Genomic DNA, 17,692 nt, shown 5'->3' with positions numbered 1-17,692 from the left:
AGCTCTGTGTATACACATAGCTTCTTGTGTACGTCGATACCGACATATGTATTTGACATGGCCGCTCCTTGCTTAAGGGTTTACAAGGCCAGTATAATCTATACTGGCCGAGCGGCCTTCTCATAATATCAAAGCCCTGCGCTTTTGACAATCATGCGCAGCATGAAATGGGACGTCAAAACAACGCCACACGTTCCGCGTGGGGACATGGCGGGCTTGGGTCAATCCTGCCCTGCGGTCCGGTCGATTCGCACAAAAATGGTCTTGACAATCCTCATTGAGTTGCATACTTTTGAATAGCTGATAACAACTGATAACATCCGCCATCCTGGCCGAAAGGCTGTTCACTTTGGGGCTTACTGCCCTGACCATGGGCATTGTGGGCGTTAAGCAGTCTCCGGTCTCGCGTGTACTCGATAGACATGTATGAAATAGGGAGGCCATTATGCATGGCAGAGTGTTACTCACCGCAGTCTTGCTGCTGGCGGTAATCGCCGGTTCAGCCAGCGTTCACGCAGGTGATTATATCCGTCTCGGGCGAGATAGTATTCCGGCCTGGACTGATAACGTTGAGATTCCTTTCTACCTCGAACGGACATGCCCGGAGCCGGAAGAGATAATGGGGCTGTTAAACCCTTTCGAATTCACGTCCACCGGAAACGTTACGTGGGAATATGTAAGGGTAAAACCGAGTGCCATCTGCAATAATTTCAATCTCTGTCACTGCTGCGCATATGCCATCTTTGATGGCTCGCCCCCAGACTATCTTGAGATTTTGAGTGTTAGCATGTTCATAGGATTGCCGGTTACCTCAGAGATTCCGTATGTCACTCTCGTGTTGCACACCGGTGGAGGCACAGGCGAGATATGTGTTGATTCAGTCTACGTTCCCCCAGCGGGCACCTGGAAGTGGTCACAGCTTACCTGTGGTGAAGGAGGCGCGCCAAATCGTCCACTGTTCATCGCCAAAGACAGCAGCGATGCCAATCACCCGATCTGTATTACGGTATTCGATGCCTTGTGTGGAGACGCCGACGGAAGCAGCGGAGTCGATATCGACGATGTGGTGTACTTGATTGATTACATCTTTGTCAGCGGACCGGAGCCTATGCCAACATATTGTATCGGGGATTTTGACGGCACAGGTCAAGTCGATATTGATGATGTCGTTTGGCTCATCGCCTATATATTCCAGGGGGGTCAATATCCAAAACTTTGTTGCGCGAAATGAGCGTGCTCAAGACGGGACGTTCTGGCCGGACAGACACAACCGGCGATTTGAGATAGATTTAGAAGTGAGGTGTTAGACTATGAAAAGAGTGTTCTTACTGGTTACTGCAATTGCGGGACTTTCCTCTGGCTTAGCCAGTGCACAAGTTGATTACATCAAGATCGACAGAAGTCAATTGGTGCAGAATAACTGGGGCGCGCAGATTCCATTCCTGATCACACACCAATCTGCGACTCCAAGCCTCATCAATCAGGGATGCAATGCATTTATGATAACATCCACCGGAGATGCCACATGGAGTATTCAGGGTGGTACCGGCAATAGCTCGCCGTGGTTTGATCTCGGTAGAATCATGTTCGAATGCATCGAATGCGACGGCGTGTCGCCCGATATATTCGCGATACAGATTGTCGGCATGCCGGGTGAAGGAATCCCAAATGTCGAAGACGAACTTCTCTTTACTGTGTACCTGCAAACCGGTCTCGGTAGTGGCCAGATCTGCATTGACTCCTGCTCATTGCCGCCCTCCTGCGACTGGGGATGGTCCGGTACGGACGGTTCTGTGGTTCCCAAGCTGGTGGATGCTCAGGGATCGGACATCCATCCGATATGCATAACGATGCTCGATGTCGTCTGTGGTGATGCTGACGGCAGCGGGGGAGCAGATATAGATGATGTGGCCTATTTGATTGCCTACATCTTCACGTCCGGTCCTGCACCCGTTCCATATGTCTGCGTCGGCGATGTCAATGGCATGGATGGAGTAGACATAGATGATGTGGTCGAGATGCTGGCCTACATTTTCACAGGCGGCCCACCACCGTATCAATATTGCTGTGACATGTAACTGTGTTTTGCGCGTTCAGTAGACAAGGAGGACTGGATGAGTAGACGATTGTTCATTATTGTAATCACATTGCTGGTGGTTGTCGCCGGTTCGGCTGGCGCGCAACCGGGAGATTATATTCGCATTGGAGTCGACTCGCTAGTGGCTGGAGCGCATGATGTCGAGATCAAGTTCTACTGGCAACGCGAATGCACCGACCCGGAGACGGTGCTCAACTTCGGCGTCGGGTTTGACATTACCGCTGAAGGCAATGCCTTCTGGTCGTTCTCAGGGTTCGAAGCGAACCCGGAACTTGCAGAGTGGTTCAATCTCGGTGGGTTGATGTTTGACAACCAAATCGACGGCACACCGCCGGACTATTTCGCCGTCAGCGGTGCTGCAACGCCACCCGGTGGGATCGGGACATTCGAGGAACAATGGATTTTCAGCCTTTATCTGGACGTTGGCTGGGGAGAAGGCGGAATTTGTTTTGACACTTCAGGTTTCAGCGGAGACTGGGGATGCGGCGGGCCGATGTTTATCGCGAAGGACAGCAGCGACGCTGACCATCCGGTTTGCATAACCACTTTTGGAGTGAGGTGCGGGGACGCGAACGGAAACGGTGCGGTAGACATTGATGATGCGGTATATCTGCTGTATTTCATTTTCCAAGGTGGTCCGTACCCGGTACTGGCTACATGCGTCGGGGATGATGACAACAGCGGCGAAGTGGATATTGATGATATCGTGTTTAATATTGCCTACATATTTACTGGCGGGCCATACCCGGTTTGCTGTGGTAAGCCGTATTAGGTATGGCTGAATCCCGGAGCACGGATACGCGCGAAGCGGTTCTGCCGAGTTGATTTGTTCGACAAAGTCGAACCGCGATCAGAGATCGCGGCCACGTGTCTTTCCTACCCGTCGATGAACTTGCCTTCAAGTTCGATCTTGTTCAGAACGTAGCTCTTCAACTCTTCAAGATATCTGTCTCTGGTTTCGAGATAGAAGACTTTGCTTTCGAGATATGTCACTTTCGAAATCTGCCCGTCATTGAATCGTGATTCGGCGATGTTGAGTTTGTTCTCAGCCAGATCGATCTGCTGTCTGACTATTTCGAGCCTTCTATAACCGACATCGAGTTGATTGACAAGATTGATTATCTCAGCCTTGGTTCGTTTTCTAGCACGGTCACTTTCGAGCTTGGACTGCTCAGCACCGAGCCATGCAGACTTCACTGCCGCACCCGACGCGCCACCATCCCATATCGGGAACGAGAAGTTCAGCGCAACTCCCCAGCCCTTGGTATTGATATTGTCGCTGATGCCGTCGGTTTCGACTCTCCCCTGTCCGGTCGAATACTCAGCAGTGAGATCGCCATTGATACCGTGTCCCGATGCTGCATAATTCGCCTGCCGCTCAGCTTTCGAATACTCCATGTCTGCCTTGATTACTGGTACGCTGATCTCCCACGAGTCGAGCATCCTCTGGCGAACATACTTATCTATTTTCTCAGAAACAGTCGGTTGTGTCAGCTCCAATTCGGCAGTCGGATCCCTGTCGAGAAGAATTGCCAGCTCACGCCTCTGCTCCTCGACCTGGTTTTCGATTTCGAAGCTTTCCAATTCCGCATCGAGTCGATTAGATGACGACAGCAGCCAGTCCTCTTCGGAGATCACACCGTCAATCAATTTCATCGAATCGATTTCGGCTGTCAATCCAGCGGCTTCGAACTTGTCGTTTGTGATTTCGGATTTGATCGACAATTGCAGCACAGTAATATATGCCTCAGTGATTTCTTTCCTCAGCGCCGTCTCTTCTTCGAGCCTCACCATCTTCGCGATTTCGAGATCATCCCTGGTGTTGTAAAGATTGTTCTTGGAGTCTGAAGGCTTTAGAATCGGCTGCTCGTATCTAAAAGTGAAGTAACCCTGATTCGTATGCTCTTTAATGAAACTACCGAGCTCGGAACCTGGCCTGGTATTCGGATAGCGATCATCGCGGGTCAGCAGATTCGCGGTAACTTTGACATCACCGCCCGTTATCAGGCTTTGATTCAGCTCGACAAACGAATTGAAGCCGAGATCGCGTGTCCGATAGAGCTGCTTCTCCGTGGCTCCGCCGAAGAACCTGTATGATTCATCGACATTGTACGCAGGCACCGAGCCATTGATCGAAATCTCGGGCACATAGAAATTGATCTTCCGGGCAAAGTAATTCTGCTCTGCGACTTCGAGATTGCCGCGAATCATCCCGCCGCGGGCTGTACGGTTGACCGCGATGTCTATGGCGTCATCGAGTGTCAACATTTCGGCATACGACAGAGCTGGCACAACAATGGCAATTGCCAAAAGCAAAATAACAGAGCCAAAAAGATAATGCTTATTCAGTAGAGATCTATTCATCGATTAACCTCACATCCGAGGGATTTCTATTCATATCGGAGGGACTCTATGACATCGAGCTTGGAAGCCTTATTCGCCGGGAACAAGCCAAAGACAATCCCGACCGTGGCGGATACACCTACTGCAAGGACTATCGAGAAGATGGAGACGATCGTCGGCCAGCCTGCATAATATGTGATTGCTGTTGAGATGATCAGTCCAAGCGCAAGTCCTACCAAGCAGCCGAGCAAGCAAATCGTGACAGCTTCAATGAGGAACTGCCTCAAGATATCGCCACGTTTTGCACCTATTGCGCGGCGGATGCCGATTTCACGAGTCCGTTCGAGTACCGACGCAAGCATGATGTTCATTATGCCGATACCGCCGACTAGCAGCGACAGCCCTGCGATAGCTCCCATGACTATGTTAAAAATCTGCTGTGTTTTCTGTGATTGACGAAGCAGCGATTCCGGTACTACGATTTCATAATCCTCAACGCCGGCATGTCTGCGTTCCATTATGCGCTCCACGAGTTTCGTGACGACCGGAACGTATTTCAGATCGGTAACCGTTATTGTCAATTGATCAATCTCCGGCGTATTATAGGCCTTCTCTATCTCGGAAGAGACTTCCATCCGGAATTGTTGCGTTGCACCTCTCAACTCTGCAACTCGTTCGAGCTTCTTCTGGGCTGTCGAGAGTGGAATGTACACATCCTCGTTGAAATTCTTCAGTTCGAGACCTTCTACTTTGCCTCGCCCGATGTACTTATCCGCCATCACGCCGATCACCGTGAAATCGAGATCGCCGATACGTACGCTTCTGCCTATTGGGTCGTCAAACGCAAAAAGGCTCCGTTTCGCCTTCGCACCCAGCACGCAGACCTGACTGAAATCTTTGCTGTCGAAGTCCTTGAGAAACCGCCCGTTTTCGACCTCAATAGACGATGAGAGAGTGAATTCAGGAATCGTCGCTACAACTCTCACAGCTGCATCATTCCCCCTGTATGAGATCGTGCTGATCGGTTCGAACCTTTGTGGAATGACATTCGCGACGAACTCAGAGTGCTCTGCAATATTCTTACCGTCATCGAGAGTGAGGCCCGGTGATCTCTGCAGAGCGATCCCCGAAGTTGGATCTTCCTCCGGGATTTTGGCATTGACTATGACGTTGTTGACTCCGAGAATGGAAATCTGTTCGAGAGCTTCCTGCTTTGCTCCCTCACCAATCGATAGCATCGCAATAACAGCGGCCACACCGATGATCACGCCGAGCATGGTGAGAAATGTGCGCAGCTTATGTGCGCCGAGGGAATCGAATGACATGCGATACAGGAATCTATGATCCATTGATCGACCTGCCCGCTTGACGCCCCTTGTTCAACTCAGGCTCGGTAGCGACATCGCCCGGCAGATCCAACTCTTCAACCGTAGGATCGCTCAGGCAGACCCGCTCGCCCCCATCGAGGCCGGAGAGTATCTCGATGTTCATGTCATTGCGGCGACCGACCTCGACAGAACGCTTATCCTTGTTGCCGAGATAGACGACAATCTCGCCCTCCTTCTCGAAGACTGCCTCAAGCGGGACAGAGACCACATCGGCAATACGATCCATTATGATTTTGCTGGAGGCAGACATGCCCGGTTTGATCTGCTTGTCATTTTCAAGGATCGCTATTTCGACATCAAAGACGTTTATCTTGGATCCCGGCTCTTTGCGTCGCGCAAGTGTGCTCTTCTTTGTGACAACACCCTGATGCTGCACATTAGGAAAGGCATCGAGCGTGATGATGGCAGCCTGTCCGGAATCAATCTCAGAAGCATTGACTTCAGAAACGGCAGCTTTAACGACCATCTCTGACAGGTCGGGAAGTTGGATTAGACCCTGACCCGGCCACGGCCCATCCCCCTCCTGCACCTTGCTCATGGAGCCACCCTTCCAGATTTCGAGATAGACGACCATGCCCGGAATCGGAGCATTCATTGTGAGCTGATCCAACTCACGCCGTGCAAGATTGACCTTATCCTGCGCCCGTTGAACCTCGAGTGTTGCTTTCTCGACATCGGCCTTGATTTGTTCGAGCTTCGCTTCAAAATTCAGTTCGGCCAGCTCGAGCTCCAGCTTTGCCTCCTCAGCAAGTTTGATAGCTTCGTGTTTCATCTCGTCATAATTGCGCTGGGCCTTCTTAAGATCGAGTTTGAGCTGCTTCTCCTGAATCGAGTATTCGCCTTGAGCACGTTCGAGAGTCGTCCTTGCAATCTTGAGAGTTGATTCGTTGTCCGTGAGATCCGCCTGCTGTTGGGTAGCATCGAACTTAATCACCGGATCACCTTCTTTGACCATCGCACCTTCCGGCGCAAGCCATGTGATCTGGAGCCCCCGAATTCGCGGCGCCGACATCGTATATGCCCGTTTGGCGTCAACGCTGCCGTTCGCTTTCTGAGATATCACAAACTCACCCTTCGCAACCAGAGCAGTCGGAATTTCGGTTGAGATGGTGAAAAAGGCATTGACGCCGTAGTAGCCGCCAAGAACTGCCACGACTATTATCGCTGCATATATTGATTTCTTCATTCGGTTATGTCCTCCGCGTATCACTCCGCCCATGACTTGGAATGGAGTGCCAAAATCATCCTGAAATCAAGTACTTCGCTACACATCCTAATACCAATTTGAACGATGAAAGTTGCGACAACATGGAGCCTTGTCGCTTCTGTTCGACCATGAGAATTCAACCGCATCAGACAGTATATCATTGACTAAGTCCGGCACAAGTGTTAATGTGAGAAACTAAAATGGCGACGGAACGACAGGAGATAGGTCCAGATACACATGATAATCGCAAAAGACCTTTGTAAGACATTTAAAGACAAGAAGCGGGGTACAGTCAGGGCTGTCGACAATGTCAGTTTCGAATGCAAGAATGGTGAGGTTTTCGGGCTTCTTGGTCCAAACGGAGCCGGAAAAACGACCACATTACGACTCCTTTCAACATCTCTGAAGCCGACATCGGGGACGGCAACTATCTGCGGCACAGATGCAAAGACTCAACCGGAGAAGGTGCGGAGTCTGATCGGCTTCTTGTCGGGAAACACCGGTCTCTACGGTCGCCTCACTGCCCGCGAGATGGTGGCCTATTTCGGCAAGCTGTACAGCATGACAAAACCGGAAATCGACAAGAGAATCGACATACTTTTCACAATGCTCGACATGCATGACTTCGCCGATGGCAGAAACGATAAGCTCTCGAGCGGGATGAAGCAGAAAGTCTCAATCGCGCGATCGGTGATTCACGATCCCCCGGTGATGATTTTTGACGAGCCAACGACCGGCCTCGATGTCATGTCGTCTCGCACGATTGTGAAGTTTATCCGACAGTGCCGCGATGCCGGCAAGTGCGTGATTTTTTCGACGCATATAATGAGCGAAGCCATGCGTCTGTGTGACAGGGTAGCAATAATTCACAATGGCCGAATCTTTGCTGACAGCACTCCGACTGATCTGCTGGCACAGACCGGCACAGACAACCTCGAAGATGCTTTCATCAAGATTGTAGGAGAGTGATTGTGCGAGTCAGGATTGTACATGCGATATTCAAGAAAGAGATGACTGATACGCTGCGTGACAGGCGCACTCTGGTTTTCATGCTACTCGTACCGATTGCCGCGATTCCCCTTCTGCTGATGGCGCTGTCGAGTTTAATGACGAGCCAGATTGCCAAAGAAATGGAAAGGGTGTCCGAAGTGGTCGTACAGGGACTGGAATACCTTCCGGATACTCTTCGGTCGGAGCTGATCGGAAGTGATGACCTGACAGTCGTATCGGAAACCCAATATAGAGCGGAAAATCCGACTGCTAACTCAGATATTACTGAGGATCTGAGGCTGGGTGGCTTTGACGTGCTAATGGTAGTGCCGAAAGCATTCGACCGCGCTATCGAGATTGAATCCCCAACCGAGATCGAGCTGTTCTATGATGAAGCCGAGATGAAGTCGGAATTCGCAGTGAGCAAGATCAAGACCGTTCTCGATCCCTATCGGGAACGGATAATTCAGGCGAGGCTGGATCAGCGGGACATCTCCGGTGACATCATAAGGCCATTCGAAATCGTCAGCGAGAACGTGGCATCGATGCAAAAGGTTGCAGGCGAAAAGCTTGGAGCTATGTTGCCGTACCTGATCATAATCATGTGTTTCATGGGAGCGATGTATCCGGCTATCGACCTCGCTGCGGGTGAAAAAGAGAGAGGCACTCTCGAGACCCTGCTTGTGTCCCCAGCGACGAGAGGCGAGTTTGTTGTAGGCAAGTATCTCGTGATACTGACGACCGGCATCACGGCGGCTATTTTGTCGATGGGCAGCCTTACCTTCTCGCTCAACTACATGCTTGAAGATATCGTTGGCAAGATGAATGTCGGCAGGATGCTCGCCATAGAGTTCGATACCAGCACAGTGATTCTCATTTTGATGATCGTACTGCCATTGGCAGGGATATTTGCCGCGATTCTGCTGTCGGTGTCGATTTTCGCAAGATCATTCAAGGAAGCGCAGAGCTACATCACCGGAATCTATATGGTCTTGATTCTGCCCGCATTTGTGTCGTTCCTGCCAGGCATCGAAATGAGCTATCGGATGGCGCTCATCCCAATCGTCAATGTCAGTCTGATAATCAAAGATGCGATATCGGGACAGGTCGAGTGGAACTATGTGATCACAGCTTTCGTATCTACAATCGTGCTTGCGGCTCTGACACTCGTCGCCGCGAGGAAATGGTTTGAACGAGAATCGGTACTATTCAGGATGTAAATCGGGAGATACAAAATGTTGACGAAAATCGATCATTTCAAGGAAAGATGGCAGAACGTATCAGAGTCGACCGGCAAAGTTCTTGCAGCATTGACCGACAGCTCGCTCGAGCAGAAAGTTGCCGACGATCACCGGACAATTGGCAGAATCGCATGGCACATCATACAAACCATTCCGGAAATGGCGAATAAGACCGGCCTTTCCGTCACAGGCCCCAGGGAATCTGATCCTGTTCCCGAATCTGTGGCTGAAATCAAGAAGACCTACGACAACGTGGCCGCGGCTTTGATGTCAGAGATCACCTCAAAATGGACTGACGCTACGCTTGAGCAGGAGGACGAACTCTACGGCATGGTATGGAAACGCGGTCAGACTGTGAATGGACTCATTGAGCATGAGATTCATCACCGAGGACAGATGACTGTGCTGATGCGTCAGGCCGGGCTGAAAGTCCCCGGAGTCTATGGCCCGTCGCTGGAAGAGTGGGATCAGTTCGGCATGAAAGCACCCAAGATCTGACGGCAATCTAAACTGATGTATTTAATGGCGGAAGTGTGCAACCTGTCGTACTTCTATACGTACCAATTTATGTTAGCGCTTACATAATTCTGCGGCGACCAGCCCGAACCGAGTTATCCGCCGCTGCAGAACTGTTCTGTCGACTCAATAGTGAGGAGGAGTGAATGTCAGAGAATCTGAAGGCGATTTCAATCAGACTTAGCATTCAACTGGTGGTGGTTGCATTGACCGCCGGTATGCTGTTCTCGCAAGCTGCCTTTGCCCAGGGAGGACCCGGTCACGAGGAAAGTCGAGCGGCTGACGCCAAACTCAGAGCAGAGATTATCGACTCCGTAACTCTTGTGCTCGACTCGCACTACGTTTTCCCCGATGTCGCGAAAGAAATGAAGAAGTATGTCCGCAAACGGCTCAAGGATGGCAAGTACGACACGCTCAATACGGTGGCGGCGTTGGCGCGAGCATTGACAGATGATCTTCGAGAGGTGTGCCATGACCGTCATCTCGGAATCGCCTTCATGCCAGATGAGTATTTCGAAGGCTTGGAGGCAGACACGGTTACCGATGAACGGCGTGAGCAGGAACTCAAGGAAGCCCAGTACGATAATTTCGGCTTCTACAAGGTGGAGCGTCTCCCCGGCAATATAGGCTATATCGATTTCAGAAGATTTGCAGACGCTCAATACGCCGGTGCAACGGCTATCGCGGCAATGAACTTCCTCGCATACTCAGATGCCATCATATTCGATCTGCGCAACAATGGTGGCGGAAGTCCGTCGATGATTCAATTAATATCGAGCTATTTTTTTGAAGAACCAGAACACTTGAACAGCTTCTATCTTCGGTATGAAGACACGATCCACCAGTTCTGGACCCAGGCCTACGTGCCGGGCAGACGGATGGCGAACACTGATCTTTACGTGCTGACAAGCTCGTACACTTTCTCGGGTGCAGAAGAGTTCACCTATAATATGAAGAGCATGGAGCGTGCGACAATCATCGGCGAAACAACCGGCGGCGGCGCGCATCCGGTCGATGAGGCAATCTTCCCGAATCTTAACGTAGCTATGAGAGTGCCTATGGGCAGGGCGATCAACCCGATCACCGGCACCAACTGGGAGGGGACCGGAATTACACCTGATATTGAAGTCCCGAGTGATCAAGCTCTGTCCGTTGCACGGCGCGAAGCGATGACTAAACTGCTGGAGAAGACGACAGACGAAGATCGCAGGAATGACCTGGAATGGAATATTGCAACTCTTGAAGCCGAGTTGAATCCGGTGACTGTCGATGAGTCAATTCTCAAATCCTATGTCGGCACATACGGCCCCAGGACGCTGATATTCGAGAACGGAGACTTGTATTACCAGCGCCAGGACAGACCGAAGTACAAGATGATTCCGATGGCAAACGATCTGTTCATGTTCAAGGAGATTGACTATTTCAGGATCAAAGTTATCAGGGATGATAGCGGCAATCCGACCGAGTTGAACGGTCTCTACGACAATGGCCATGTGGACATTTCACCTAAGTCCGGTAGTTGATGGATAAATTCAAGCCGGAAAACAAAAATCTGGCTGAGATCAAAAAATGTTTGACAATGCCGATATTTTTGCTAAGTTTGTGAAACCTGAAAGATGTAGATGCGTAAGACTCGATAATGAAGCAGTAGTACTTTAACCACCGAGGAGATTTGATGATCAATATTACATCCGATTATTGTCAAGTCTTTGTCAGCCTTGGCGTGAGCCAGGTTAACGAATTCCACGGCGGGAGAAGTGTGTCTTGATCTGAACAAATACACATAGATTCTTGACCCGCCGTGACCAGAGAGGTTCGGCGGGTTTTTTGTTATATCTCCGGACCTGAGTCACGAGAACTTGAAACCAGAAGAATAGGGCAGAACAATGGTCAGCCAATTCTACGAAAACGAAAAAATCAGGCCGGAAGAAGATATCAGCTCGAAGAAGGCATTCGGAAAACTGCTGCCGCTGCTCAGCATACATAAGCGCGGACTCATTTTCTGTCTGTTCCTTCTCTTCTCGGCGACAGCGCTTTCTCTTATCTGGCCAGTGCTTCTTAAGAGAGCGCTCGACCTTGACATCAAGAACAACGACTTCCATGGGCTTCTGATTACTGTCGCCGCAATTGGCGTTATCCAGATAGTAACGCTGGTACTGCAATATGTGCAGCGTGTCAGGCTGGAAATAATCGGACAGGATGTGATGGTTGATTTAAAGCGAAAGCTGTTCAACCACATCCTGTCGCTCGATGTGTCGTTCTTTGACAGGAATCCGGTTGGACGGCTCCTTGCGAGAGTCGAGTCGGACACAGAGTCGCTTCGAATGCTGTTCACCAACACGGTGGTGCTGATAGTCGGTGATTTGATTCTGGTCACGGGAATCTTCGGAGTGATGTTCTATTATAGCTGGAGACTCGCGTTGATCCTGTTCATGATAATGCCGATTATCGCAGTCCTGATCCTGATCTTCGAGCGCAAGACAACGAGTCGATTCCTCGAGGTCAGGAAGAAAATGGCGGAAGTCACTGCGCAGTTGACGGAGTTCCTGCAGGGAATGTCGATCATACAGGTGTTTCACCAGGGCAAGTATGCGCGCGACCGAGTATTTCGCGCCAACAAGCTGAAGTTCGATGAAGACAAATATGTGAACATAGCTGTTTGCTTGTTTTTCAACACGGTCTTCTTCTTCGAGTATGTCATGGTGGCGCTTACACTCTTCTTCGGAGCGTACTGGATCCAGCAAGGTGTGCTCACAGTCGGGACGATCGGAATGTTCATCGTTCTAATCTGGCGGTCTTTCGAGCCAATCTGGAGAACTTCAGAGCAGCTTGCGAACATTCAGAAGGCGGTAGCCGGAGCAAAGAGAATTTTCTCTCTGCTGTCGGTGGAGCAGAGGATTCCCGATCCTGAGAAGCCGATTCCGTTGACTCGGATCGAGAGAGGCATTCGCTTCGAGGATGTCAGCTTCTCTTATACTGAAGATGGCAGTTTTGCGATGAAGAATGTCTCTTTCGACATACCTGTTGGAAGTCGTGTTGCACTTGTTGGTGTGACAGGTGGTGGCAAATCGACTGTGATTTCGCTGCTGCTCCGTCTATATGACCCGCAGAAGGGCCGTATTATGATCGACGGAACGGATATTCGAGACATATCGAAGGCAGATCTACGCAGCCGGTTTGCGCTTGTGCTGCAAGATATTCTGCTCTTCCCGGGAGATGTCAAATCGAACATCTCGCTGGAGTCGGATGCGATACCCGAGGAGAAGTTGATCGAAGCTGCCCGGACGGTCGAGGCGGATCGTTTCATCTCTGCGCTGCCGAATGGGTACGCAACCGAAGTTTCCGAGAAGGGCGCGAATTTCAGCCGAGGTGAGAGGCAGCTACTATCGTTCGCGAGGGCGCTGGTGACAGACCCGGACGTGCTGCTTCTTGACGAGGCGACGAGTTCGGTCGACCCAGAAACGGAACGCACGATTCAGGCTTCTTTGAAGAAGCTGATGGAAGGGCGGACATCGCTGATCATCGCGCATCGTCTTTCGACGATCCTCGATGTCGATGAGATTCTGGTGATCCGCCGAGGTGAGATAATTGAGCGGGGAACGCATACGGAGTTGATCCTCCAAGATGGATACTACTCCAAGCTGTTCCACCTGCAATTCAAGAGTAAGAATGGAGTAATCTCCAATGCTGGATAAAATAAAGTGGTTCTGGAGGTACTACAAGGAGTACGGTTACGTACTTGCGGTGCTTATTCTTCTGACCCCGGTTCAGACTGCGCTTCATGTTTTGATTCCGAGGTTGATCGAATTCACGGTCGACTATGTTAAGACAGGGGATGTGCCGTCAAACAGAGTGGCTGTGATGCTAAGTGAATTCGGAGCGACGATCGGACTGTCGACCGTAGCCATCTATGCAATCTCACTCGTTTTGGTCGGGTTGTGTGCGAACAGTCTGTATGCGTTCGTGCAGAGTCACCGCGCATGGATGAACCTGAAACTGGAATGGCTGTTTCGGCAGAAAGCATTCGACGGCATCACACTCCGAGGTCCCGACTTTTTCAACAAATTCAGGACCGGAGATCTTGTGACGAGAATGACCGACGATGTAGCAGAGAAGCTCTCCTGGTTTGCCTGCTCCGGCATATTCAGGCTCTACGAGGCGGTCATGATTGTCATTTTCACGATTGTAATGATGGCGTCGATTGATCCTATGCTTGCGCTGTGGTCGATAACACCTTTGCCGTTTCTGATTGTGATCTTCTTCAAGAGCTCCAGCCTGCTGGACAAGAGGTTTGATCACCTTCAAACGCGAATATCGCGATTCAACGATGTGATGGAGGCCTGTTTCTCCGGAATACGGGTGGTCAAAGCCTATGTCAAGGAGAAGGCACAGAGGACGAAGTTCGATAATGCCGTGGAGGACCGACGGGATGCCGAGATTGCTGCGATCAAGTCGCATACGGTGATCGAATCGCTGTACATGTACATATGGCAGTTTGCGATTCTCATTGTCCTCGTCGCCGGTGGCTATATGGTGATAAACTCCGGTCTGTCCCTCGGAAAGCTGATGGCGTTTATTTACTATATCGTGTACCTGGTGTTTCCGATGTTCGACATCGGCCAGTTCCTGGTGAAGTCTCGTCAATCGGCGGTCTCTATCGATCGTTTGATGGAGCTCGAGAATGTTCCGCCGATGGTGACAGACGTCGGCTTGGAGAGCGGCAATGGAGACATAAAGGGAAGACTGAGCTTCGAAAATGTCATACTATCGTTCCCCGGCTCCGAGCGAAATGTGATCGACGACATCTCGCTCGATATCGAGCCGAGTGAAACGATCGCGCTGGTCGGCAAGGTCGGCTCAGGCAAGAGCTGGTTCGTGAACATGATCCCGCGACTGGTGGATCCGACATCCGGGAAGGTTCGGCTCGATGGTCACGACTTGCGGACAATCAAGTTGAAAGGGCTTCGCGAGAGCATCGGTTATGTTCCGCAGGAGCCGGTACTGTTCAGCGACACCGTGAAGAACAATATTGTGCTTGGACGGAAGGGTATTTCGGACGAAGTAATCGATTGGGCGGTTGATGTCTCGCAGCTGAAACAGGAAATTGAGACATTTCCGGATCGCATCGACACAAATGTCGGCACGCGTGGAATGACACTGTCAGGCGGTCAGAAGCAGAGGCTTGCTCTCGCGAGAGCCCTGGTAAGCAAACCGAGGATACTGATTCTGGACGATTGCACGTCTGCGCTCGATTCTGCGACAGAGACATCGCTGTGGGAGAAATTGCACGATGTCATGCCCGACATGACTGCAATCGTGATAACGCATAGACCCGACACCCTTGAAAGGGCTGATCGGATATACGTTTTCGATGAAGGCAAAGTGGCGGAAACAGGCACCCACGACGAACTCATGGATCGCGGCGAAAGATACGCAAGAATGTACAAGCGATATAGGCTTGAAGAAGAAGTCGCTTGTGGGTAAATTGGAATCTGGCCAGCCCGGAGGCGAGTCAGCCTCCGGGCATGCAAAGGATCGGTATGTTGACCGAATCTGAGAGAGAAGAGATCAAGATTTATCTCGAAGGCGTTGTCCTTGGCAAAATGCGCGACCGTGTGATCAGGGCAATCGAGGTCAATTCCAGATATAGACATCAACCGAAGATGCGCATAGAGGTCGGCAAGTCCTACCGGGATCTCGAACCGGGCGCGCCATACGAGGAGGTAGTCGCGATATTCGAGTCGGAGTCTTTCCTCGTTTGCACCAAAGAGCGAGGTGCCGGCACGGGTCTCCCCTACTATTTCGTTAGAGAGGATGTGCGACGAGTCGAAACATAACTAATCGCGAAAACCGGATCGCACTGCCCCTAGAAAACCATTGACATCCGTTTGCATCAGACCTATTTTCAAAGTGTAAGGCCTGACGACTATCTCCGCCAAGTCGCCGTCGTGTCTGATCAGTTAAACCAATCTGAATGAATATGTGGGGTTGATGATTAGATGAAATGTTTCTTCGCGATAATACTGTTCAGCGTCCTGACTTCTCTGTGGCTAGTTCAATTCTTTGGCAGTGCGCACACCTACATCGATCCGGGCAGCGGCAGCTACGTTTTCCAGATTCTCATAGCCGGTTTGCTGGGTGCTGTGTTTGCTACAAAAGCCTTCTGGAAGAATGTGAGAATGTTCCTGGCCACCCGTCTGGGGAAAAAGCGCTCGAATAAGAATGACGATCAGTAGCCGCATCATCAAGAGCTCATTCAGGGATCCGAGCGGATTCGTTTTTCTGGACGGCGGAACGATCTATCGTCAGATCAACAAGTGCTATAGGGAGCACTATGAATATCTTATGGGGTCCGGTCTGTACGACGCGCTGACCGAGGCTGGATTACTGTTGAATCACGAAGAGGTGGATAAGCTCGCCGGGCGTTCCGAGCTTGAATACAAGGTCATCAGACCAGAACAGATAGACTTCCTGACGTATCCTTACGAGTGGTGCTTCAGCCAACTCAGGGATGCAGCCCCGACAACTCTGGCAATCCAGAACATTGCATTTCGCTTCGGCATGACCCTTAAAGATGCCAGCGCATACAATGTTCAGTTTCATCAAGGTAAACCCATTTTCATAGATACTCTTTCTTTTGAGATTTACGAGGAAGGTCATACTTGGAATGCCTACCGACAATTCTGCCAACACTTCCTGGCCCCACTTGCTCTAATGAGCTGTCGAGACATCCGTCTCAGCCAACTGCTAAGAAACAATATAGATGGTATTCCGCTCGATCTGGCTAGCTCACTTCTGCCAATACGGAGTCGGCTCCGATTCTCTCTGTTGAGTCACATATATCTCCATTCGATTAGTCAGCGTCGATACGCAGACAAACGGGTCGGAACAGGCCGCAGGATTAGCCAACAGGCATTTCTGGGATTAATCGACAGTCTCGAATCCGCAGTCAGGGGACTTTCCTATGAACCTGCTGGAACTGTATGGTCTGATTACTACAGCGATACTAATTACAGTGACGATACGCTGCGACAAAAAGAGTCTGCAGTTGCCGATTTCCTCGATGCTGTACTGCCCCGGAGCGTATGGGATATCGGTAGCAATACCGGTCGATTCAGCCGCCTCGCATCATCGAAAGGGATTCAGACTCTCTCAATTGACAGCGATCCGGCGGCAGTCGAGAAGAACTATCTGGAATGCCTTCGGATCGGGGATACTAAGTGTCTGCCACTGCTTGCTGACCTGACCAATCCGAGCCCCGGTATCGGTTGGCGAAACGAGGAGCGGATAGCCCTTATCAACCGCGGCACGCCAGACTGCGTGATGGCGCTGGCTCTTGTTCACCATCTGGTGATTTCCAACAATGTTCCGCCGGGACTGATTGCTGAGTTTTTTGCGGGCATTTGTCACAGCCTAATAATTGAATTTGTACCCAAAGCCGACTCTCAGGTGGTTCGACTGCTTCGATCGAGACAGGATATCTTCGAGGATTACTCCGAATCTGGTTTCGCGGATGCGTTCAGGCAATACTTCACGATCAGCAGGAAGGCACCGCTTAGCGGCAGCGAGAGAGTACTGTTTCTCATGGAATCAAAAGGGAACTGACATCTGTGAACCGATACCCGTTCCACATTCTGCTGTTGTCGGCTTTTCCGGTTATATACCTTTATTCTCTGAACGCCGATGAAACCCATCTCAGCCAGTTACTTCGGGCATCGGCAGTCTTGCTCATTTGCGCAGCAATCCTCTGGTTAATGCTGAAATTCACCGTTAGAGATGGGAGAAAGGCCGGGCTCGTAGTCTCCTTCTCTATACTGTACTGCTTCTCGTACGGACCAATCACAGCTTCTATGTACTCTATGGGATTGTGCCCAATTCCAGCCCAAATGCGTATACGCTATGTAATTGT

At 50.7% G+C, this 17,692-nt stretch carries 15 protein-coding genes; 12 read left to right on the top strand and 3 right to left on the bottom strand.

Annotated features, from left to right (window positions below):
- Positions 1-445 precede the first annotated feature (445 nt).
- From KKH67_05995 to KKH67_05985, 3 genes are all read left to right on the top strand, one after another.
- The gene (locus tag KKH67_05995; protein MBU1318736.1) at positions 446-1,231 is read left to right on the top strand and encodes a hypothetical protein; all 786 of its coding nucleotides are present in this window, start codon (positions 446-448) and stop codon (positions 1,229-1,231) included.
- A gap of 79 nt (positions 1,232-1,310) precedes the next feature.
- Positions 1,311-2,078: a hypothetical protein gene (locus KKH67_05990; protein ID MBU1318735.1), complete on the top strand. Its 768-nt coding sequence runs from the start codon at positions 1,311-1,313 to the stop codon at positions 2,076-2,078.
- Between the two features lie 36 nt (positions 2,079-2,114).
- Positions 2,115-2,870, top strand: coding sequence for a hypothetical protein (locus KKH67_05985; GenBank protein MBU1318734.1), 756 nt, complete (start codon positions 2,115-2,117; stop codon positions 2,868-2,870).
- Between the two features lie 104 nt (positions 2,871-2,974).
- Here KKH67_05985 and KKH67_05980 read toward each other — a convergent pair whose 3' ends face one another.
- The 3 genes from KKH67_05980 to KKH67_05970 are packed head-to-tail and all read right to left on the bottom strand — an operon-like array spanning position 2,975 to position 7,015.
- The gene (locus tag KKH67_05980; GenBank protein ID MBU1318733.1) at positions 2,975-4,462 is read right to left on the bottom strand and encodes a TolC family protein; all 1,488 of its coding nucleotides are present in this window, start codon (positions 4,460-4,462) and stop codon (positions 2,975-2,977) included.
- Positions 4,463-4,488: 26 nt separating this feature from the next.
- Complete coding sequence (locus KKH67_05975; protein ID MBU1318732.1) at positions 4,489-5,790, bottom strand: ABC transporter permease; 1,302 nt, start codon at positions 5,788-5,790, stop codon at positions 4,489-4,491.
- Complete coding sequence (locus KKH67_05970; protein MBU1318731.1) at positions 5,780-7,015, bottom strand: efflux RND transporter periplasmic adaptor subunit; 1,236 nt, start codon at positions 7,013-7,015, stop codon at positions 5,780-5,782. Before KKH67_05970 ends, KKH67_05975 begins: the two co-directional genes overlap by 11 nt.
- Positions 7,016-7,273: 258 nt before the next feature.
- On the opposite strand from KKH67_05970, the gene KKH67_05965 reads away from it, so the two are divergent.
- From KKH67_05965 to KKH67_05925, 9 genes are all read left to right on the top strand, one after another.
- Positions 7,274-8,005 (top strand): ATP-binding cassette domain-containing protein, encoded by a 732-nt coding sequence (locus KKH67_05965; protein ID MBU1318730.1) that lies wholly within the window; start codon positions 7,274-7,276, stop codon positions 8,003-8,005.
- 2 nt (positions 8,006-8,007) lie between these two features.
- On the top strand, positions 8,008-9,246 hold the full coding sequence (locus KKH67_05960; protein MBU1318729.1) for an ABC transporter permease subunit: 1,239 nt from the start codon (positions 8,008-8,010) through the stop codon (positions 9,244-9,246).
- 15 nt (positions 9,247-9,261) lie between these two features.
- Positions 9,262-9,765 carry a DinB family protein gene (locus KKH67_05955; GenBank protein ID MBU1318728.1) on the top strand — a complete coding sequence of 168 codons (504 nt, stop codon included), beginning with the start codon at positions 9,262-9,264 and terminating at the stop codon, positions 9,763-9,765.
- Between the two features lie 164 nt (positions 9,766-9,929).
- Positions 9,930-11,306, top strand: coding sequence for a S41 family peptidase (locus KKH67_05950; GenBank protein ID MBU1318727.1), 1,377 nt, complete (start codon positions 9,930-9,932; stop codon positions 11,304-11,306).
- Positions 11,307-11,669: 363 nt separating this feature from the next.
- On the top strand, positions 11,670-13,478 hold the full coding sequence (locus KKH67_05945; GenBank protein ID MBU1318726.1) for an ABC transporter ATP-binding protein/permease: 1,809 nt from the start codon (positions 11,670-11,672) through the stop codon (positions 13,476-13,478).
- Positions 13,468-15,267, top strand: a complete 1,800-nt coding sequence (locus tag KKH67_05940) for an ABC transporter ATP-binding protein/permease (GenBank protein MBU1318725.1) — start codon at positions 13,468-13,470, stop codon at positions 15,265-15,267. Before KKH67_05945 ends, KKH67_05940 begins: the two co-directional genes overlap by 11 nt.
- The gene (locus tag KKH67_05935) at positions 15,258-15,620 is read left to right on the top strand and encodes a hypothetical protein (protein ID MBU1318724.1); all 363 of its coding nucleotides are present in this window, start codon (positions 15,258-15,260) and stop codon (positions 15,618-15,620) included. Before KKH67_05940 ends, KKH67_05935 begins: the two co-directional genes overlap by 10 nt.
- A 198-nt stretch (positions 15,621-15,818) precedes the next feature.
- Positions 15,819-16,019: a hypothetical protein gene (locus tag KKH67_05930; protein ID MBU1318723.1), complete on the top strand. Its 201-nt coding sequence runs from the start codon at positions 15,819-15,821 to the stop codon at positions 16,017-16,019.
- The gene (locus KKH67_05925; GenBank protein ID MBU1318722.1) at positions 16,006-17,388 is read left to right on the top strand and encodes an SAM-dependent methyltransferase; all 1,383 of its coding nucleotides are present in this window, start codon (positions 16,006-16,008) and stop codon (positions 17,386-17,388) included. The genes KKH67_05930 and KKH67_05925 overlap by 14 nt, the downstream gene beginning before the upstream one ends.
- The last annotated feature ends 304 nt before the right edge of the window (positions 17,389-17,692 follow it).

It is taken from the genome of Candidatus Zixiibacteriota bacterium (assembly GCA_018820315.1).
Taxonomy (GTDB): Bacteria; Zixibacteria; MSB-5A5; order JAABVY01; family JAHJOQ01; genus JAHJOQ01.
This window is presented reverse-complemented; position numbering and strand designations above follow the sequence as displayed.